Consider the following 19290-nt stretch of genomic DNA (forward strand, 5'->3'; position numbering starts at 1 on the left):
TTGGGGGGTTGTGGGGTTTTATCGGCGGGTGACGGTTGACGGGGCGGCGGCTGAGGCTGTTGATGCGGTATGGCGAATTGAGTCGGCGCGGATTGTCGCGGGAGTGGCTCGGATCGTGCGGGATGTGGGGCTCGCCGAGGAGTTGGCGGGGGATGCGCTGGTGGCTGCGCTGGAGCAGTGGCCGGAGTCCGGCGTACCGAAGAATCCTGGGGCCTGGCTGATGGCGATCGCCAAGCGGCGGGCGATCGATCTGATTCGGCGCAAGGACACGTACCAGCGCAAGCTCCAGGAGATGGGGCACGAGCTGGAGCTCGACGGGGAGAGTGTCGAGGATGACGTGGAGGCGATTCTCGAGGACACCATCGAGGACGACCTGTTGCGGCTGGTGTTCACGGCGTGCCATCCGGTGCTGACGATGGATGCACGGGTGACGCTCACGCTGAAGCTGCTCGGCGGGTTGAAGACGGACGAGATCGCGCGCGCGTTCCTGGCGCCGGAGTCGACGATCGCGCAGCGGATCGTGCGCGCCAAGCGCAATCTGGCCAAGGCCGAGGTGGGTTTCGAGGTCCCGGCCGGGCCGGAGTTGCTGGATCGCTTGGGCAGTGTGCTTGAGGTCGTCTACCTGATCTACAACGAGGGCTACTCCGCGACCGCCGGCGACGACTGGATGCGGCCGACGTTGTGCAACGAGGCGATGCGGCTCGGCCGGTTGCTGGCCGAGCTGATGCCTGAGGAGCCCGAGGTGCACGGCCTGCTGGCTCTGATGGAGTTGCAGTCGTCGCGCGCGAACGCTCGCGTTGGCCCCGATGGCGAACCGGTGCTGCTCCTCGAACAGGACCGCCGCCGCTGGGACCGCCTGCTGATCAACCGCGGCCTGGCCGGCCTCGACCGCGCCTGGGCCCTGGACAAACCACCCGGCCCGTATCTCGTGCAGGCTGCAATCGCCGCCTGCCACGCCCGCGCCGCCGATCCCGACGACACCGACTGGGCCCGCATCGCCGGCCTGTACGCCGTACTGGCGCAGCTCGTTCCGTCGCCGGTCGTCGAGCTCAACCGTGCGGTCGCGATCTCGATGGCGTCCGGTCCTGCGCAAGGTCTGGAAGCGGTGGATGCCCTCGCCGATGAGCCGTCGCTGAAGGACTATCACCTGCTTCCGAGCGTCCGCGGCGATCTGCTCTTCAAGCTCGGCCGCTTCGACGAAGCCCGCAAGGAGTTCGAGAAGGCCGCCGGCCTGACCCGCAACGAACGCGAACGCACCCTCCTGCTGGAGCGCGCCGCGGCCTGCTGACAGCAAAGAACAGCCCGGGAGCCCCTTGCAGCGGAGGCTCCCGGGCTGGGAGGGGTCTAGCGGTGGTTCACCAGAGCTGGTTGACGCGGCTGCGCTCGGCGGCGTTCGGGTTCGGGTTGGTGCAGGAGGTGCCGGGGCCACCACCGGACATCAGCTCCGAGCACGGGCCGGAGTAGTGGTCCGGCAGTCCGAGCACGTGTCCGGTCTCGTGGGCGGTGATCCGGGTCGGGTCGTACTGCTGGGCCTGGCGGTAGTCGAGGAAGATGTATCCCCGGCCGTGGCCATTGGTGGAAGCGTACGACCCGCGAGAGTCATTGCCCTCGGTGTAGTAGAAGTCGTAGGCAGCGGTGTTGCCGACCTGGACCAGCTGGACGTCGGTCACCGAGGAGTTCCAGATCTGCGTGCTGCGGCTGATCTGCGACTGGAAGCTCGGTGCGCCGCCGGCGCGGTACCGGACGGTGACCGCAGCGAGCTTCTGGCCCGACTTGGCGGCCTTGGCCTGCTGGGCGAGCGCGGACTTCATCACCGCGTCGTAGAAGGCCTTGGACGCGGCCTCGTCGGCTTGCGATCCGGTGTACGACGACCAGGTGGTGGTCGGCGCGGCCTCGGGGGCCGGTGCTGCACTGGCGGTGGCGACCGGGGCGACGATCGCGGTGGCAAGCACAGCGAGGGTGGTCAGGGCATGACGGTAGGACATGGGCGGGCCTCACTCCGATGGGCGGCGGATACTGCCAGCAACTGGGGGACTACAGGTTGCTAACAAAACGGAGAATGCCAAACCTGTTCGCTGTATGCATCCCCTCGCCCCGAACACAGGGGATAACCCTCACAATTCCTTGCCGTCCTGCGGAAAACCCGCTATCCCCTCGCCCAGAGGCAAGGGGATAGCTTCAACCGATAGCCCGCGGACTACTTGTGCCGGGTCGCCAGCCAGGCGGCTGCGCCGGCACCGAGCAGTACGGCGCCTCCGACCGCGGCGGTTGCCTTCGGGTGTTGCTTGGTCATCGCCGGAACCTGCGTGGCCGTGTCCTTCACGCGGAGGCCGGCCATCCCTGCACTGTCCTTCATCCGCAGGCCGGCCTCGGTGGCGCTTTCCTTCAAGCGCTTGGGCACGTTCAGCTGGTGGGTCAGAGCCTGCACGGTCTCGGACAGGTGCTGACGCGTCTGTTCCAGCTCGAGGCGCAGAGCCTCGGTTTCAGTCAGGTCTTCGCGGTGCTTCATGAGGTCAGAGTCCCTTCCGGGTGATGGCCTTTGAGGGCTTGGATGTCCTCGTGGACACCCTCGACGGCGCGTTGCGGAATGGGCGGAGTTGCTTGACTGACATGGCGTTTCCCGAGCAGTGCTGCGACCGCCGCCACCGCGAACAGCACGAACGCGACGATCAGTGCGGCCAGCCACGCGGGCAGGACGACGGCGAGCCCACAGATGGCTGCCGCGATCAGCGCGCCGAGTCCGTACAGCGCGACCGTCCCGGCCCCGCCGAACAGGCCGATTCCGACCCCGGCCTCTTTGCCCTTGTCCTTGAGTTCGGCCTTCGCCAGTTGCAGCTCGTCCCGAACCAGCCGACTCATGTCACTGGTCAGATCGCTGACCAGCGCACCGACATGCTCTTCCCGTACGACGCCTGAACGCGCGCTCATTTCTGGGCCTCCCGTGATCGGTTGTCACTCCCGGTACCCATCCGATTAGGTTGTGAACATGGACGAGACCGCCCTCAATGAGCTCATCGACCGTTTCTTCGCCGCGTTCGTCTCCGGCCCCGACTGCGAGGAGCGCCTCGATGCGCTCCCCGAGCTGTTCATCCCGCAGGCCGTCATCGTCCGCACGTGCGGCAGCGAGCCGCTCGCCTACACGGTTGACGAGTTCATCGCGCCCCGCCGCGCGCTCCTCACCGAAGGCACGCTCACCGACTTCCACGAGTGGCCGCTCGACGGCCGCCTCGAGGTCTTCGGCGACATCGCGCACTGGTACGGCGCCTATGCCAAGGAAGGCAAGCAGGACGGCGTCGCGTTCACCGGCCGCGGGATGAAGACGGTGCAGTTCGTCCGGACCGCGGCCGGCTGGCGGATCAGCGCAGCCGCCTGGGACGACGAGCGCGAAGGCCTCGCTATGCCGTAAGGGTGATGACCAGCTCATCCGTGACGACGACAGCCGTGCCGAGCGTGACCACGGCTCGGTTTCCGCTCACCGCGAGCGTGGCGGGCAGCGTCGTACCGGCGTGGGTTACGGCGACGGCCGTTGCTGGGCGCGCGGTTTCGAAGGCGAGTGACGCCAGCCGGACCCGGCCGTGGCGGACCTCCACGCTCGCGGTTTGCGCGGTCGCCGTACGGGATTGGTGGTAGCGGCCCCAGCCCTCGGCGGCAGTGAAGGCACAGGCGAATTCCTCCGGCGTGAGCCGCGGCGCGAACCCGAGATGACCGCGTGGTCCGTGGTATTCGTAGCCGCACGCCGCCAGGTACGTGCCGAAGCTCATCATCGCTCGCGCGTAGTGGTCGCTGGCCTCAATCTCGTTGTAGGGATTGCGTTTCTCGCCGCGATGCCGGTCGTAGATCGCTCGCGACACCGCAAGACCCTCAGTCGTAAGACCCTCCGCGAACAGCTGTGCCGCGAACTGCCATTCCTGCCCGGTCCATACCTCGTTGAAGTACGGGTGCGATCCGGCCTCGTTCGATCCGCCGTTCGGCCAGGTGGCCATGATCGTGCCCGGCTCGTTGGCGGTCGTGTACACGCGGCCAGCGGGGATGCCCGGTGGCCGGTACGCCGCTGGGTTCGGCTGGAAGTTGTTGCGATACAGGCTGGTCAGCGCGGTCCGCGCCTTGTCCGCCGCGAACACGCGGGGCAGCCCGAGCTGCGCGGCGTACGTCTGCCCATACATCTGGTCGATGAACACACCGCGGTTCGTGTTCGCCGCCGGATGCGCCGGGTCGACCTTCTGGATGTAGTAGGAGCCGTTCCACAGCGAGCCATTCAGGTACGACGAACCTCGGTCGGCGATCGTGCGATAGCGCGTGGCCGCGGTCGGGTCGCCCATCTCGGTCGCCATCGCGGAAGCGGCCCGCAACGCAGCGACGTACAGGCCGCTCAGCCAGGGGATCTCGCCGAACCACTCGGTGTCCAAGGTGTTCCACTGCCCACCGCGGAAGATGCCGTCCTGGTCGGCGCCGTCCCGCGTCGAGATGACGAATTCGACCGAGGTCTTCACCTTTGCCCAGACCCGGTTGAGGAAGGCCGCATCCGGGCTCATCTGGTGTTCGCGATAGATGCGCAGGATCGTGCCGCAGTGGCCGTCCGCGAACGACGAAGCAGCATCACCGGATTCGCCGCGGTTCGCGATCTCGCCGCTGGGTTTGTAGGCGATGCCGAGGTCGACCCGCTCGCGGGTGTCGCGTTCGAGCTCGGGGAACAATCGGCCGATCGCCTGGGCGTAACTCCACACGTGCTGGCAGGTGCCGTGACAGCAGTAGACGCCTTCCCAGGCGTAGAAACGGCCGTCGCTCCAGCGGTAGCAGGTGCCGGTCGCGATCGTCGATGCGGTCGCGAAGGTTCGCTCGAGAAACCAGTGGGGCAAGGTGGAATCGTCGTACCAGGTCTGGGCCCAGGTGCGGGTTCCTGACTCCAGCCGCTCGAGATTCGCGCTGATGTGTTCGGTGACCTGCCGGGCCGAGTTGAAGCGCGTGGCGTAGTGGCGGAGGAACGTCGAGCCGTTGGTGAGGTGGCCGAAGTGGCGGCGTTCGGGCGTTGGGTAGAACCAGGCTTGGGTGAAGCGCAGGGTCTTCGATTCACCAGGCTCCAGGCGCACGCTGAGCGCAACCGTGCCGACCTGGGTGTCCGAGTCATCGACCTCAGCCGGACCATCCGCTGCAGTGAACAGTTCGGTCGGCGTTGACCACGCCGCGATCGATCGCCGTACGACGGCGCCCGGCGTGAGCGCGGCGAGCGCGAAGCTGCCCGCATCGGTGCGCTCGGCAACGGGTTGCTGGCGGATCGGGCGGTCGCTGAAGATGATCCGGTCGACGTTGACATGCCCCCAACCGCCGGAGGATTTGTCGATGATCTGGATCTGTGCGGACTTCCCGGCCCAGCGGCCGACCGACCAGCAGATCGCGTCGAGCGGTTCGATGTCCGCGCCGGTGGCGGTAGCGACGACGGCGCCATCGACGAGGAGGTTGACTGCGGTTGTCGCCGGGTTGCTGCCACCGCCTGCCCACACAGTGATGTAGCGGCGGTCGATGGTGAAGACGCGGCTGGTCAACGTCCCTTGGGAGCCGTCGAGTGAGCCGTCACGGAAGTTGTACGACGTGACGAGTCGGGTGCCGGAGACATTCAGCTCGGTGCGGTTGCCGAAGGGCCGGCGGAAGTCGGCCGGGGTCTCCGAGACGGCGACCGGGCCGGCGCCGAACGCCGTACCGGTGACTGTCCAGCCGGAGTAGTTGGTGCGTTCCCAGTCCTCGAAGAGGATGTCGGCGCGGTCGGTGAAGGTGACGCCACCGATGTTGAGATGCGCCCACGCGCCGGTCACGTTGTCGACCACCTGGATGCGCGCGGTCTTGCCCTCATAGTTGCCGACATCAAGCAGTTGGCCGACGAGCGGCTCGCTGGTGGTTCCGGTTGCGGTGGCCACGACGTTGCCGTCGACAACTACATTCACGGCACCGCGATTGCCGCCGCCGATCGCGATGGCGACGTACCGGCGGGAGATCTCGAACGGCGGGCTGGTCAGGGTGCCGGTGCGGTTGTCCGGATCGCCGGTGAGGCGGAAGTTGTACGACGTGACGAAGCGGGCGCCGGTCACGTTCAAGTCGCCGTACCGCTGCATCAGGGCTGGGGTCTGCTCCGGTTTCACCGGGCCGCTGCCGAAGGCATCGCCGGTTGTCATCCAGGCGCCGTAGGTGTCGCTGGTCCAGCTCTCGAAGACGACGTCGGCGCGGTCGCTGAAAACGATCCGGTCCACGTTGAGGTGTGCCCAGGCGCCGGCGACGTTGTCGACCAGGCGTAGCTGGGCGGTGCGACCCTGGTACGCCGACACGTCCAGCAACCGTACGGTCATCGGCTCGGCGTCTGCGCCGCTTGCCGTGGCCACGATGTTGCCGTCGACAACGACCTGGACTTGTGGCCGGGTGCCGCCGCCGATCGACACCGCGATGTACTTCCGCTCCACCGCGAACGGCGCGCTGGTGAGCGTGCCCTGATGCGCGTCCGCGCCGTCGATGTCGTCCGGGTTGGCCCGGTAGTTGTGTGACGTGACGAACCGCGTCCCGTGGGCGCGCAGATCCCCGAATCGCCGCATGTACTCCGGGACGGCTGCCACGGCCACAGGGCCGGCCCCGAAGGCCGTGCCGGTGGCGGTCCAGCCGTCGTAGGTGTCGCGTTCCCAGGACTCGAACAGGATGTCTGCCCGAGAGGTGGTCGTGGGGTCGGCTGCGGACCACTCGATGCCGTTCGCGAAGGCAGTGGCGCGCTGACTGGTCGGCTGGTTGCGGCGGCTGTCGAGGCAGACCGGGTTCTCGGAGTAGCCGAGCAGCGTCGCATCAACCGCCGACATGGACGTGTTCCGCAGCGTGAACGCGAAGACGGTTGCCGGGAGCGTTGAGTCGAGTGTCTCGAGCGGAATGAACGGTGAGAACGCGTCGAGGGTGACGGCTACCGGGTTTCCGCCGTAGGAGACGCGGCCGATCGGATACTGGCCGGTGAAGCGCACATCGCTGAAGCCGCGAGCATCGACGTACCGGGTGTCTGTACCGGTGCGCAGTGCAAAGCCCTGGCGGAAGCGGGTCGCGCCGGGAGCGTCGGCGGACAAGGGAGCGACGTAGTGCGTTCCGGCGAAGTCTGCGCCGCCGAGTGGGTAGCTCAGGGCGTTGGAGACATCCCAGCCCCACATGCGGCCGTCGCCGGCCAGGTAGACCTGGCCTGCGCAGCCACCGCCGACAGGCATGCCGATGCGGGCGAGCGCCGTACCGGAGTACTCCGTTGGCACGCCGCGGTCAGTCAGCGCAGCAGACTCAGCCGCGGTGAGGGGCGCGCGGGGTGCGGCTGCAGCACGCAAAGCGTCCGGTGCCGCGAGCACGCCCAGGCCCGCGGCGCTGATGGAGAGGAACGTCCGCCGGGCGACGCCGGCCTTCGGGCAGGTACCGCCACACGAAGGGTTGTCGCAAGCGGAGAGATTAGAGGCGGGCGGCTCGGATTGGTGCGGCATGACGGTCTCCCGGGGGCGGTGGGGGCACTCCTCGCCAGCACACTAGCCCGCTGACATCGTCCCGGGAATCGATTTCCCCGTGGTGAAAAGGCCGAGGCCCGGCGGACGGATCCACCGGGCCTCGGGACGTAGCGCAGTACTACTTCGAGCAGGTGTAGATGCTCGCGTTGTCCAGCCACCAGTTGGCCGGGACGAGGTCTACGTTGTCCTTGCCGTGCAGGGTCCAGCGGAACTTGACCTGCTTGCCCTGGAACTGGCTCAGGTCCAGACGGCTGGTCTCCCAGCCGCCGGAGTTGCCGTGCCAGGTGGCCGGCTCGTCGTCGAAGTTCGCGTCGATCGACGGGCCGTTGGTCCAGCCGGACAGGCCAGCGGTGTCCTTCCAGGTGGCGCCACCGTTGTCGGAGTACTCCAAGGTGGCGACGCCGGTGCGGATCGCGTAGATGATGAACACGTTGTAGAAGTTGTACGCGTGCTGGAAGCGCAGGTACGTCTTCTGGTTCTTGATCTTGGTGCCGTTGGCGGTCTGGATGCCGATCGCCTGGTCCGGCGCCGTCACCATGCCGAACATGGAGTCGTCACCGTCCTTGCTGTACGACGTGTCGACCGCGGAACCCTCGACGCCCTCGGCCTTGCCGAGCACCCAGCCTGCGTCGCGGACGACCTTGCCGTCCGGGTACTCCGTGAAGGAGGTCTTCAGCAGGTTCTTGACCTTGGCGCCGGCGGTGTCGCAGACCGGGGCCTGGGCCGGGAGGCCGATGGCCGGCTCCTTGTCGAGCTCGGTGGCCTTGATGGCCAGCTCGACCTGGGCGCAGTCCTTCTTGGTCATGCCCGACTTCTTCTTCTTGGCCAGCTTGTCGCAGGTCGCACGCAGGCCCTCGGCGAGGTCGCCGTAGTCGGCGCCGGTGGTGAGCACCTTCTGCGTCTCGTGCCACAGCACCTCGGAGCGGGCCAGGCCGATACCGAGCATCTTCTGGCCGTTGAAGGAGCCGCCGTCGGCGACCAGGTACGCCGTCTTGTTGCCGACGCCCGAGTTCAGGTGCACGCCGCCGTTGTCCTGGAAGAACGTGTCGTCGAACCAGTTGGCGCTCGTCATCTTGTCCGGGTCGTTGAACTTGCCCGGGTCGGACATGCTGCGGATGACGCCGAGGCTGGAGCCCTCACCGATCTGCCAGCGGTTCTCGGCGGTGTCGTCCGCGGAGCCGTTGGTCAGGTCGACGAACTCGCCCATGATGTCGGACAGCGACTCGTTGATCGCGCCGGACTCCCACAGGTAGGCCAGGGCCGAGGTGTGCTGGGTGACGCCGTGGGTCAGTTCGTGGCCGGTCACGTCGTCGGTGGAGACGCCCTCGCCGAAGGCCATCTGCTCGCCGTTCCAGAACGCGTTGGCGAACGGGCAGCCGCCGTCGACGCAGATCCGGACGGTGCCGCGGAGCGCCTTGCCCTTGCCGTCGCCGTAGTCGACGCCGATCAGGTTGGTCAGATCGGTGCCGATCGACGCGTAGGTGTCGGAGGTGTCGCCGAAGAAGTCGAAGACCTGGTTGACGTCCTGGACCTCGGAGACCGGGCCGCCCTCGACCCGCGTGGGCTCGAACGCCTTGCCGGTGCCGCAGCGGACGTCCTCGCCACCGGTCTGGATGATGGCGCGGTTCGCGTCGCAGACGACGCGGTTGATCTTCTCGCTCAGGTCCCAGGCGAGCAGGGCCTGGCCGGTGGCGTGCACCATGGCCTGCCAGCGGACATCGCCGGGGCCGTGCACCTCGTAGAGGTAGACGGGGATGGCGACCGAGCCCGGCGTACGGGTCATCAGGCCCACGTCGAACCAGCGTGGTCCGGTCAGCTCAGCCGTCAGCTTCGAGGCGTCGAGCTTACCCTGCTTGGCGACGGCAGCCAGCGCGGACTCCTGCGCCTTGGCCTTGGCGGCATCGACCTTGTCGGCGGCCGGGAAGGCGCCGTACGTCGAGAGCGCGACCTCACCGTTGGCGGACTCCAGGGAGCCCGCCTTGTCGAGGTTCGTGACGATCTGGCCGCCGAACACCTCGACACCGTCGATGGTCTGCTGGAAGCGGGTCTGCGAGCCGTACTCCGACATCGAGGTACCGGTCGCCACCAGGTCGGCCGGGCGGGCACCGAAGTACGGCGCGACGGCGTCGACCTGAGCCTTGGCGACAGCGGCCGAGTCGGGCCGGCTGGTGGCAGCCTTGGCTGCCCGCGAGGCCACAGCCTTCGGAGCCGTGAGCGGAGTAGTCGGGCGGATCGAGTGGGCGCGGCCGAGGGCATCGCGCTTGGCAACGATTCCGGCGCCGCCACCCGTCGGGGTGTCGAGCTGGCGGACCGTCGGCTTCGGAGCCGGGTCCGCGGCCGGGGCGCCGATGGCAGCGTTGGGCGCTGCCAGGGTCAAAGCGACTGCACCGGCGGCAAGGCCGGCGAGCCAGGTTCGGGCTTTCACAGAATTCCTCCCAGTTCCGTGTGGCGCCAGGAACGTGGACGAGCCCCCAAGCTCGTTCCTGGCCGGAACGTCACGGCCCCACCTCAGGACAAGCGGGGCGGACGCTTGTTGACCGCACCCTGTCATCCGGCGACTTCAGATCGCGACCGGGTGTGATCCACCTCACATTCGGCACTGAAGTACACGGGTTTTCCTCCTTACCCCGCGTTATTTCCGCACTCTGTGTCGATCTGGCCGGAGGATGTTCGACGCACTGCCAAAGACCAACTTCGACAAGGAGCAGTGCCATGCACACCACGACCTCCAAAGACGGTACGACGATCGCCTATGACCAGCGTGGCTCCGGCCCGGCGCTGGTCCTGGTCGACGGCGCGCTCTGCAGCCGCGCCCAGGGCCCGATGCCCGAACTCGCCGAGCTGCTCGCGGATCGCTTCACGGTCTACAACTACGACCGCCGCGGCCGGGGCGACTCCGGCGACGCGGGAGAGTACGCCGTCGAGCGCGAGATCGAGGACCTGGCCGCGATGATCGAGGTCGCGGGCGGCTCGGCGTACGTCTATGGCACCTCGTCCGGCGCAGCGCTCGCGCTGGCGGCCGCGAATGCCGGGCTGCCGATCGTGAAGCTGATCGCGTTCGAGCCGCCGTTCGTCGTCGACGGCACCCGCAAGCCGATGCCGGACAGCTTCGTTGCGGACCTCGAGGCGCGGGATCCGGCGGCGGCCGTGCACTACTTCATGACGCGCGGTGTCGGGCTGCCCGGGCCGATGGTGACGATGATGCGGCTGATGCCGGCCTGGAAGCAGCTGAAGGCGGTGGCTCACACCCTCCCGTACGACGCTCGCTGCGTCGCGCACAACGGGGTTGGCCGGCCGCTCGACACAACGCAGTGGGCGGCGATCGACGTACCGGTGCTGACCGTGTTCGGCGGCAAGAGTCCGGTGTGGATGAAGAACTCGGTCGCTGCGGTGGCGGCCGCCGTACCGGGGGCGGAGCTGCACGAAGTGCCTGGTCAGACGCACATGATGGCGGCCAAGGCGATCGCTCCGGTGATCGCCGAATACAGCACAAGGCCCCGGTGAACCGCTGAGCGGTTGCGCCGGGGCCCAGTGGTCCGTGTCCAAAGTTTCTTGACGTATGCGGCGCCCAGGCACGCACCTCGCGGCACCGGAGAAACAGCCACGATAAAGAGCATCGAGGCAGCTTCTCCGGCACCACGATGCACGCACCTGAACACCGCCTACTGCCAAGCAACTTCAGACACGGATCACTAGGGGTGCTGAATCAGCCGCGAGCGGCGGTAAGGCGCTCCTGGGCGTCGGCCCAGTTGACGACGTTCCACCAGGCCTTGACGTAGTCCGGCTTCACGTTCTTGTACTGCAGGTAGAAGGCGTGCTCCCACATGTCCAGCATCGCGATCGGCACCTGGCCGGCCGGCAGGTTGCCCTGCTGGTCGTACAGCTGGTGGATGAGCAGCTGGCTGCCCAGCGTGTCCCAGCCGAGGATGGCCCAGCCGGAGCCCTGGATCGTGGTGGCGGCGGCGGTGAAGTGCGCCTGGAAGCCGTCGAACGAACCGAAGGACTCGTCGATCGCTGCGCTCAGCTCACCGTCCGGCTTGTCGCCGCCGTCCGGGGAGAGGTTCTGCCAGAAGATCGAGTGGTTGACGTGACCGCCGAGGTTGAAGGCCAGCGTCTTCTCGAGGCCGACGATCGAGCCGAAGTCGCCCTTGTCGCGGGCCTCGGCCAGCTTGTCGAGGGTGTCGTTCAGAGCCTTCACATAGGTCGCGTGGTGCTTGGAGTGGTGCAGCTCCATGATCTCACCGGCGATGCTCGGCGCCAGTGCGCTGTAGTCATAGGGGAGATCGGGAAGCGTGTACGTGGTCAACTCTGCTCCTTCGTCGGGGCCTGCGGGGGCCGGGATACCTGTCCAGCTTGAAACTTCAACCACGGTTGAGGTCAAGACGCCACGCGGAGGGACGGGTCCCGGCAGCACCTCGGACCGGTGCCCGATGCCTGCTGGTACCAATCACCGGACGCCACCAGCCTTACACATGACCCCGCAGTACCCGACGCTGCGTCTCAGTTCACCTCGAGGACGAGCTTCCCCCTGGTCCGGCCGGACTCCTGGGCCCGGTGCGCCGCGGCGACCTCGGTCCACGGGAAGACCTGCTCGACCTCAACCCGTACGGCGCCGCTCTCGACCAGTTCGGTGATCTCGTCCAGCGCGTGCCCGTCGGGCTCGACCAGGTACGACGCCACCCGGACACCGGCCTGTTTCGCGGCCTCGAGCAGCTCGGGGGAGGTCCCGGACGGCACCGCGACGAGCAGTCCGCCCGGCTTCAGGACCTTGATCGACTGGCTGAGGGTGGTCTCGCTGCCGATCAAATCGACCACCACGTCGATATCGCCGGTCGCGTCCTCGACGGCGGTTGCCGTGTAGTCGATCAGCTCGTCGGCGCCGAGTTCGCGCAACCACTCGTGCTTGGCGGCACTCGCCGTACCGATGACGTGGGCGCCGAGCGCCTTCGCGAACTGGACGGCCAGGTGGCCGACTCCGCCTGCGGCCGCGTGGATGAGTACGCGCTGGTCCTTCTGTACGTCGGCCAGCGCCGTCAAGATCTGGTACGCCGTCAGTCCGGCGAGGGGGAGTGCCGCAGCCTCGGTGTGGGTCAGGTTGGAAGGCTTGCGGGCGAAGTGTCGCGACGGCGCGGTCACGTACTCGGCGTACGCGGAGGCGGCGCGCGGGAACCACGGCATCCCGTAGACCTCGTCGCCGACCTTCAGTGTGTGTACGCCGTGGCCGACCGCCTCGACGACGCCCGACACGTCCCAACCGAGGATGAACGGCAGCTCGCCGAGGACGCCGGCCACGCCGCCGCCGGCGCGAGTTTTGGCGTCGACCGGGTTCACCCCGGCTGCATGGACGCGGACCAGGACCTCGGTCGGCAGGGGCTCGGGTCGGTCGACCTCGACCAGCTGCAGGACCTCTGGACCACCGAACTCTTTTTGATTGATAGCTCTCATGGCTCGGACGCTATCCGTGAGGCCCTAGTTTCCCGCAAGGGCGCCTGCTATCTTTTGGAAAGTGACCACTCTTTGTGCGACCGGGAAGCACGACCACCACGACGTCTATGCGGCGCAGTGCCCGTGCCGCGAGGTCCTCGACCTGCTCGCGAACAAGTGGGCTGCTCTGGCGATCGGTGCGCTGGAGGACGGCCCGCTGCGGTTCGGCGAGCTGCAGCGGCGGCTGCAGGGCATCAGCCCGAAGGTGCTGACTGCCACCCTGCGCCGCCTGGAGGAGAACGGCTTCCTGCACCGCGAGATCTACCCCGCGGTGCCGCTGCACGTCGAGTACTCGCTGACTGAGCTTGGCGTCAGCGTCTCGGTGCCGTTGTCGGGTCTACGCACCTGGGTCGAACTCAACCTCGACAAGCTGACGGCGTAGGGCCGGCTCGAATCCCTTCGGGTCGTCCGCGAAGCCGGTGTGACCGCCGGGGAATCTCGTCGGAGCGACACCGAGCAGCTCGGCCAATGCGGTCGAGGTCCGATCGCAGAGCTGACCGGTTGAGTCCTCGCCGATGCCGACGACCACCTGCACGGCGCTCAGCCGGGCGATGTCCGGTTGCCAACTGATCGACTCCCGCATCTCATGCGCGAACCAGAACCGCTCGTCGGCGCCACGTTCACCGCTGAACATCTGCTGCGCCATCCCGGGCGGCAGTTCGATGTTCGCCAGGGCGAAGAACTGCTCCCAGGCGCCGACCGTGTCACCGCTGAGGTAGTCGGCCATCAGCTTCTCCGATTTCGCGAGCAGTTCGTCGCCGTCGGGCACCAGGCGATCCAGTGGGGGCTCGTGCGCAATCACGGCCCGCACTGTGTCCGGGTGGCGCTGGGCGAGCGCCAACACGCTCACGGCTCCACCGCTCGATCCGAACGCCACGGCCGGCCCGCGATCGACGTACCGGATCAGCTGTGCCAGGTCGTCCGCCCGCTGCTCGGGAGTCGACGTACTGCCTGCCAGTCTGCTGCGGTTGATACCGCGTGGGTCTGTCGTCAGCACGCTGTACCCGTCCGCCAGGAGGTCAGCCAGTGGTGCGAACGCATCCGCATCCATCGGTGCGCCCACCAGTACGACGAGCGGTCCGTTGCCACGTACTTCGTAGTAAAGGTCTGTGTTGTTCATGCCTTCTCCACGAATGGGTTGGCGTCGGATGGACGCAGCCGCCACAAATAAGTCGTCTCATCGCTCCGGGCCCGCCGATGAGTCGGTACGGCGCCAGTCCGCCCCAGCACGCGGAGTCCAGCTGCGCGGAACTCGGCGAGCATCTCCTCCTGGGGTCGAATCCCCATCACCAACCACGCCTCCCCGTCCGGTGTGAGGTGGTCCCCGACTCCACGCAGGAACCCGCGCAGCATCCGGCTGTCTTCGTCGTACACGGCGGTGTCGAGCATCGTGTTCACCCGCCCCGGAACCCATGGCGGATTACAAACGACCAAGTCGGCTCGCCCAGGCGGAAACAAGTCGGCCTCGATCACCTCGGCCCGGCCCCGCAGGTTCTCCCGGGCACACGCGACCGCTCGGGGATTGTTGTCTGTAGCAACTACCTTTGTGATTCCCCTTCTGAGCAACACGGCTGCGAGTACGCCGGTTCCGGTTCCGAGGTCGAACGCGACCTCGGTCGGCGGTAACGGCTCGGCCGCGACCAGGTCGACGTACTCGGATCTTGTCGGTGCGAACACCCCGTAGTGCGGATGGATCCGCGCATTCAGGGCCGCAAGATAGATGCCGCGTTTGCGGTGTTGATGCGCCCCGATCACCCCCAGCAGCTCGCGCAAGGGGATCAAGCGCTCGCCGTTCGGCGGCCCATACGCCTCGCGGCAGGCCGCGGCGACATCTGGGGCTCGGCGCAACCGGATCGCGTAGTCGTTTGTTGTTATCAGCAACGCGTTGAGGTGCTGAACATGCCGGGTACGCCTGCCCAGCGCCGCCAGCAGTTGTCTCGCATTGTGGAAATCGCCCTCCCAGCGGAGGGTGGAGCCTTGGCGGATCAGGCGCAGCGCCCGATCCGCGGACGTGGTGTCGTCCACGGTGATGAGATTCAAGAGAGTCGTCCCTGCCAGGTGAAATGGTCTGAGGGCAGCACGGCTCACCCGGAGGCCTGATCGGCGCCGGGGAGCGGACGACGGAACTAGCGGACTACCGCTGCATGCAGGGGCGAGGTCACCCGGTAATTCTAGGCGGTGAAAACCGAATAGAATCGCGCTCAGGATCCCCGAAGACGGCTTGAGGTTTGCTGTGCTCACCATGCAGGACGCGCTGATCGCGCTGACGAAGTACTGGACCGACCGGGGCTGCATGATCGTGCAGCCGTTCAACACCGAGGTCGGAGCCGGGACGCTGAACCCGGCGACGATCCTGCGCGTGCTCGGTCCCGAGCCGTGGCGGGTCGCCTACGTCGAGCCGAGTGTCCGGCCCGACGACGCCCGGTACGGCGAGAACCCGAACCGGCTGCAGACGCACACCCAGTTCCAGGTGGTGCTCAAGCCGGATCCGGGCAACCCGCAGGAGCTGTTCCTGGAGAGCCTGACCGCGCTGGGTGTCGACATCCATGCGCATGACGTCCGGTTCGTCGAGGACAACTGGGCCAACCCGGCGACGGGCTCGTGGGGTCTGGGCTGGGAGGTGTGGCTGGACGGGCTGGAAATCACCCAGTTCACCTACTTCCAGCAGGCCGGCGGTATGACGCTCGACCCGGTGTCGGTGGAGATCACCTACGGCATCGAGCGGATCATGATGGCGCTCCAGGGCGTCTCGCACTTCAAGGACATCTCCTACGCGCCCGGCATCTCGTACGGCGAGGCTTTCGGCCAGGCCGAGTACGAGATGAGCCGGTACTACCTGGACGACGCCGACGTCGAGTCGCAGAAGCGTCTGTTCGAGGAGTACGCGAACGAGGCCCGCCGCCTGCTCGACCTGCGGCTGCCTGTTCCCGCGCACATCCAGGTGCTGCGCTGCTCGCACACCTTCAACGTCCTCGACGCCCGTGGTGCGGTCAGCACGACCGAGCGTGCCAAGGCCTTCGCGCGGATGCGCACACTGGCCCGCGAGGTCGCTCAGCTGTGGGCAGAGCGCCGTACGGAGCTTGAGCACCCGCTCGGAACGGCCGAACTGCCGCCCGCCGCTCCGGCGCCGACGTCGTTCCCGGTCGCAACTGGCACACGGCAGCTGACCTTCGAGATCGGTACCGAAGAGATGCCGCCGTCGGAGGTCACCAAGACCGCCGCAGCCGTGAAGACCGCGCTGACCGAGAAGCTGGGCGCGACCCGGCTCGGCCACGGCGACGTCACCGTCTACGCGACCCCGCGTCGCGTCGTCGCGTTCGTCGCCGCGGTGCAGGCCGGTGAGCCGGATGCCGAGAAGGTCAACCGCGGTCCGAAGAAGGTCGCGGCGTACGACGCCGATGGCAACGTGACGAAGGCTGCTGCTGGGTTCGCCCGCGGTCAGGGTGTCGACCCCAGTGAGCTGCACATTCTGGACGCCGACGGCGTCGAGTACGTCGCTGTCACCAAGCCGGACCCGGGTCGCGGGGCCGCCGAGGTGCTGAGCGGTGTCCTGAGCGAGATCGTCGCTGGGCTGCGCTCGGACAAGAACATGCGCTGGAACGACGCCAAGCTGTCGTTCACCCGGCCGGTCCGCTGGCTGGTGGCGCTGCTCGGTGACGAGATCGTGCCGGTCTCCGTCTCCTCGCTGGCCGCCGGCCGGACGACGCGCGTGCACCGCACGGCCGCCCAGCCGAAGGTGGAGATCGCGTCCGCCGAGGGCTACCTGGACCTGCTCCGGATCCACAGCATCGAGGCCGACCCGGCCAAGCGTCGTCAGCAGATCATCGAGACCTCCGAGCGGCTGGCCGCCGAGGTCACCGGGAGCATCGACTTCGCGGCCGAGTCCGCGCTGCTCGACCAGATCGTCAACCTCGTCGAGGAGCCGACGCCGATCCTCGGCAACTTCTCGGCCGACTACCTGGACCTGCCGGCGGAGATCCTCACCACGGTCATGCGCAAGCACCAGCGGTACCTGCCGGTGCGCGGTGCTGACGGCAAGCTGCTGCCGCACTTCGTGGCCGTGGCCAACGGCTCGGTCAACGAGGCAACCGTTCGGAACGGTAACGAGGGCGTGCTGCGCGCTCGCTACGAGGACGCCGCGTTCTTCTGGCGCGCCGACCTGGAGACTCCGCTGGCGGACATGAAGGCCGAGCTGGACAAGCTCGCCTTCGAAGAGAAGCTCGGCTCGATGGCCGCCCGCGCTGGGCGCATCGGCCGGATCGCGCTCGCGCTGGCCCCCGTCGCCGGTGTCTCGGACGACGACCTGGTGACGCTGACGCGGGCTGCTGAGCTGGCGAAGTTCGACCTGGGTTCGCAGATGGTGGTTGAGCTGACGTCGCTCGCCGGGACCATGGCTCGCGAGTACGCGCGCCGTGCCGGTGAGACCGAGGCCGTTGCCCAGGCGCTCTTCGACATGGAGCTCCCGCGCTCGGCCGGTGACCCGGTCCCGTCGACGACCCCGGGTGCGCTGCTTGCGCTCGCGGACCGCTTCGACCTGCTCGCGGGTCTGTTCGGTATCGGCGCCAAGCCGACCGGAAGCTCCGACCCGTTCGCGCTGCGTCGTGCCGCTGGCGGTGTGGTCGCGATCCTGCGCGAACACCCCGAACTGCGCGCGATCACGTTGTCGGCCGGACTCCAGGCCGCGGCTGCAGAGATCGGTGCCCAGGGCATCGACGTACCGGCTTCTTCGCTGGAAGAGGTTGTGGAGTTCACGATCCGGCGTTATGAGCAGCAGCTCATCGACCGCGGCGACGACCACCTGCAGGTCGCCGCAGTGTTGCCGTTGGCAACGGCTCCGGTCGTCGCGGACGAGACGCTGGCCAGCCTCCAGAAGCTGGTCGGCAGCGCCGACTTCGCCCAGCTGGTCGCCGTCCTGCAGCGCGTCCGCCGAATCGTCCCCGAGGGCACGGCAGCGTCGTACGACGCAGCCAAGCTGACCGAGCCCGCCGAGGTCGCCCTGCACGAAGCCGTCGAGAAGGTAGGCCAAGCGCCCACCGCCCTGGGCGACTTCGTCCCCGCCGCCTCGGTCCTCGTCGACCCCGTCACCACCTTCTTCGAAGAGATCCTGGTGATGGCCGAAGACCCCGAGGTCAAGGCCGCCCGCCTGGGCCTCCTGGCCACCATCGGAGCCCAAGCCGCCCCAGTCCTCGACTGGCAAGCCCTAGGCACCAGCCTCACTCCTTCGGAGTAGGCGATCGACACCACCCACACCCTCGGGCGTGGGTGGTGTCGCCCCGCACGCAGCTACCGCCGTGCCGCCCGACCCGATTGCAGTTGGTGGGTGAACCCATGAGCTTGGGGATTCTGCACGCCCATGCGGGTGGGGAACCCACAACCTGGTGGGTGAACCCACAACCTGGTGGGTGAACCCACCCGATAGCAATCCGGAGCGCGGCGCGGTACCCGGAGGATTTGCGCGCTGGATCGGTGGCGTACCGATGAACGGGTAGTGCTGCCCACACGGCGGTGTCCCGAGGCGTCGGCCCGCGGTGCTGCTCACCCGCGCCCAGACCACTACCCGTTGATCTGTACGCGAGGCGCCCGGCAGCAGTTGCCATCCCGGGAGCTAACGCGTCTACCGGCGGCGGCCGGTCCCGGTTGTGGATTGGGTATCCGTTGCTGGAATTCGGGGAGCGCTACCTGCCGATTCAAGGGGGTAGCACTCCCCAACCCCGCCGATGTTCGTCGCCCGCCGGCCTCCGCGCGGACCCAGCACGCGCCTTGAGCACCGATCAGTCACCGGTCGCCCCGGAAAACGACTGGTGGGTGCTCAAAGCTGGTCGAGTGCGCGGCCTTGAGCACGGTTCAGGCGTTCTAGGGGTGTCTGGTGACTGATCGGTGCTCAAAGGGGGCGGCTGGCGCCTTGGGTGCGGGGCGGGGCCGGCGGTCGTCTGATGGCCGGAGCGGGGGCGGCACGTTGATCGGGTTGGGCGGACCGCCGACACTCACCAACCTGCTCAACATCTGTCGAGCACGCTCACGCCGCGGGCGAAAACGCCGGTCGCAGGCACTTGGATGCTCCTATGGATGTCAAGCAGCGGTTGGCTTGGGGTTTGGTTGGCGTAGGACGTAGTAGATCTCGCGGGCGATGAGGCGTTTGAGGCAGCGGATGATGTCTTTCTTTGACAGGCCTTCGGCGGTGCGTTTCGCTGCGTAGGCCTGGGTGCGTGGATCGTGGCGGAGTCGGCTGATGACGATCACGTAGAGCGCTTTGTTGGCTTGCCGGTCGCCGCCTCGGTTGAGGCGGTGGCGGTGGGTCTGGCCA

15 protein-coding genes are annotated in these 19290 nt (G+C 67.7%); 5 read left to right on the forward strand and 10 right to left on the reverse strand.

Translation table 11 applies throughout. The features are described 5' to 3' along the window. Positions 1-28: 28 nt before the first annotated feature. Complete coding sequence (locus E1263_RS35310; protein ID WP_202869212.1) at positions 29-1288, forward strand: RNA polymerase sigma factor; 1260 nt, start codon at positions 29-31, stop codon at positions 1286-1288. Positions 1289-1355: 67 nt separating this feature from the next. Here E1263_RS35310 and snpA read toward each other — a convergent pair whose 3' ends face one another. The 3 genes from snpA to E1263_RS35325 form a co-directional block, all read right to left on the reverse strand. Next, the gene (gene snpA / locus E1263_RS35315; RefSeq protein ID WP_132175487.1) at positions 1356-1985 is read right to left on the reverse strand and encodes a snapalysin; all 630 of its coding nucleotides are present in this window, start codon (positions 1983-1985) and stop codon (positions 1356-1358) included. 212 nt (positions 1986-2197) lie between these two features. Beyond that, positions 2198-2509 carry a DUF3618 domain-containing protein gene (locus E1263_RS35320; protein WP_132175488.1) on the reverse strand — a complete coding sequence of 104 codons (312 nt, stop codon included), beginning with the start codon at positions 2507-2509 and terminating at the stop codon, positions 2198-2200. Next, on the reverse strand, positions 2506-2928 hold the full coding sequence (locus E1263_RS35325; RefSeq protein ID WP_132175489.1) for a phage holin family protein: 423 nt from the start codon (positions 2926-2928) through the stop codon (positions 2506-2508). Before E1263_RS35325 ends, E1263_RS35320 begins: the two co-directional genes overlap by 4 nt. 58 nt (positions 2929-2986) lie before the next feature. Here E1263_RS35325 and E1263_RS35330 point away from each other — a divergent pair, with 58 nt between their 5' ends. Beyond that, positions 2987-3406 carry a nuclear transport factor 2 family protein gene (locus E1263_RS35330; protein WP_132175491.1) on the forward strand — a complete coding sequence of 140 codons (420 nt, stop codon included), beginning with the start codon at positions 2987-2989 and terminating at the stop codon, positions 3404-3406. Here E1263_RS35330 and E1263_RS35335 read toward each other — a convergent pair. Further along, positions 3396-7481 carry a GH116 family glycosyl hydrolase gene (locus E1263_RS35335; protein ID WP_132175493.1) on the reverse strand — a complete coding sequence of 1362 codons (4086 nt, stop codon included), beginning with the start codon at positions 7479-7481 and terminating at the stop codon, positions 3396-3398. The genes E1263_RS35330 and E1263_RS35335 overlap by 11 nt on opposite strands. Positions 7482-7620: 139 nt before the next feature. Continuing rightward, positions 7621-9927: a M4 family metallopeptidase gene (locus E1263_RS35340; protein ID WP_132175495.1), complete on the reverse strand. Its 2307-nt coding sequence runs from the start codon at positions 9925-9927 to the stop codon at positions 7621-7623. Positions 9928-10214: 287 nt separating this feature from the next. Between E1263_RS35340 and E1263_RS35345 the strand changes: the two genes are divergently transcribed. Beyond that, the gene (locus E1263_RS35345) at positions 10215-11006 is read left to right on the forward strand and encodes an alpha/beta fold hydrolase (RefSeq protein WP_132175497.1); all 792 of its coding nucleotides are present in this window, start codon (positions 10215-10217) and stop codon (positions 11004-11006) included. A 202-nt stretch (positions 11007-11208) separates the two neighbouring features. On the opposite strand, the gene E1263_RS35350 is transcribed toward E1263_RS35345, so the two are convergent. Both E1263_RS35350 and E1263_RS35355 read right to left on the reverse strand, forming a co-directional pair. Next, entirely contained in the window at positions 11209-11808 is a 600-nt protein-coding gene (locus tag E1263_RS35350; RefSeq protein WP_132175499.1) for a superoxide dismutase, read from the reverse strand. Between the two features lie 194 nt (positions 11809-12002). Beyond that, positions 12003-12947 (reverse strand): NADP-dependent oxidoreductase, encoded by a 945-nt coding sequence (locus E1263_RS35355; protein ID WP_132175501.1) that lies wholly within the window; start codon positions 12945-12947, stop codon positions 12003-12005. A 61-nt stretch (positions 12948-13008) separates the two neighbouring features. On the opposite strand from E1263_RS35355, the gene E1263_RS35360 reads away from it, so the two are divergent. Further along, positions 13009-13368, forward strand: a complete 360-nt coding sequence (locus E1263_RS35360) for a winged helix-turn-helix transcriptional regulator (protein ID WP_132175503.1) — start codon at positions 13009-13011, stop codon at positions 13366-13368. On the opposite strand, the gene E1263_RS35365 is transcribed toward E1263_RS35360, so the two are convergent. Together E1263_RS35365 and E1263_RS35370 are read right to left on the reverse strand one after the other, a co-directional pair. Next, the gene (locus E1263_RS35365) at positions 13324-14106 is read right to left on the reverse strand and encodes an alpha/beta fold hydrolase (RefSeq protein ID WP_132175505.1); all 783 of its coding nucleotides are present in this window, start codon (positions 14104-14106) and stop codon (positions 13324-13326) included. The two genes, E1263_RS35360 and E1263_RS35365, sit on opposite strands and share 45 nt — an antisense overlap. Beyond that, a complete protein-coding gene (locus E1263_RS35370) occupies positions 14103-15011 on the reverse strand; it encodes a methyltransferase (RefSeq protein ID WP_202869213.1) in 909 nt (302 codons plus the stop codon). The genes E1263_RS35365 and E1263_RS35370 overlap by 4 nt, the downstream gene beginning before the upstream one ends. Positions 15012-15228: 217 nt before the next feature. Here E1263_RS35370 and E1263_RS35375 point away from each other — a divergent pair, with 217 nt between their 5' ends. Continuing rightward, positions 15229-18216, forward strand: a complete 2988-nt coding sequence (locus E1263_RS35375) for a glycine--tRNA ligase (RefSeq protein WP_165956855.1) — start codon at positions 15229-15231, stop codon at positions 18214-18216. A gap of 839 nt (positions 18217-19055) precedes the next feature. Here the strand turns inward: E1263_RS35375 and E1263_RS35380 are convergent. Then, positions 19056-19290 (reverse strand): transposase (locus E1263_RS35380; protein WP_165956754.1); only part of this gene is annotated, 235 nt, incomplete at its 5' end.

Source organism: Kribbella antibiotica (assembly GCF_004349055.1).
Classification (GTDB): Bacteria; Actinomycetota; Actinomycetes; order Propionibacteriales; family Kribbellaceae; genus Kribbella; species Kribbella antibiotica.

Excerpts from the sequence above, each read along its gene's own strand:
- E1263_RS35355 (WP_132175501.1), bottom strand. The coding sequence starts at position 12,947 with ATGAGAGCTATCAATCAAAAAGAGTTCGGTGGTCCAGAGGTCCTGCAG.
- E1263_RS35345 (WP_132175497.1), top strand. The coding sequence starts at position 10,215 with ATGCACACCACGACCTCCAAAGACGGTACGACGATCGCCTATGACCAG.
- E1263_RS35330 (WP_132175491.1), top strand. The coding sequence starts at position 2,987 with ATGGACGAGACCGCCCTCAATGAGCTCATCGACCGTTTCTTCGCCGCG.
- snpA (WP_132175487.1), bottom strand. The coding sequence starts at position 1,985 with ATGTCCTACCGTCATGCCCTGACCACCCTCGCTGTGCTTGCCACCGCG.
- E1263_RS35335 (WP_132175493.1), bottom strand. The coding sequence starts at position 7,481 with ATGCCGCACCAATCCGAGCCGCCCGCCTCTAATCTCTCCGCTTGCGAC.
- E1263_RS35320 (WP_132175488.1), bottom strand. The coding sequence starts at position 2,509 with ATGAAGCACCGCGAAGACCTGACTGAAACCGAGGCTCTGCGCCTCGAG.
- E1263_RS35375 (WP_165956855.1), top strand. The coding sequence starts at position 15,229 with ATGCAGGACGCGCTGATCGCGCTGACGAAGTACTGGACCGACCGGGGC.
- E1263_RS35365 (WP_132175505.1), bottom strand. The coding sequence starts at position 14,106 with ATGAACAACACAGACCTTTACTACGAAGTACGTGGCAACGGACCGCTC.
- E1263_RS35325 (WP_132175489.1), bottom strand. The coding sequence starts at position 2,928 with ATGAGCGCGCGTTCAGGCGTCGTACGGGAAGAGCATGTCGGTGCGCTG.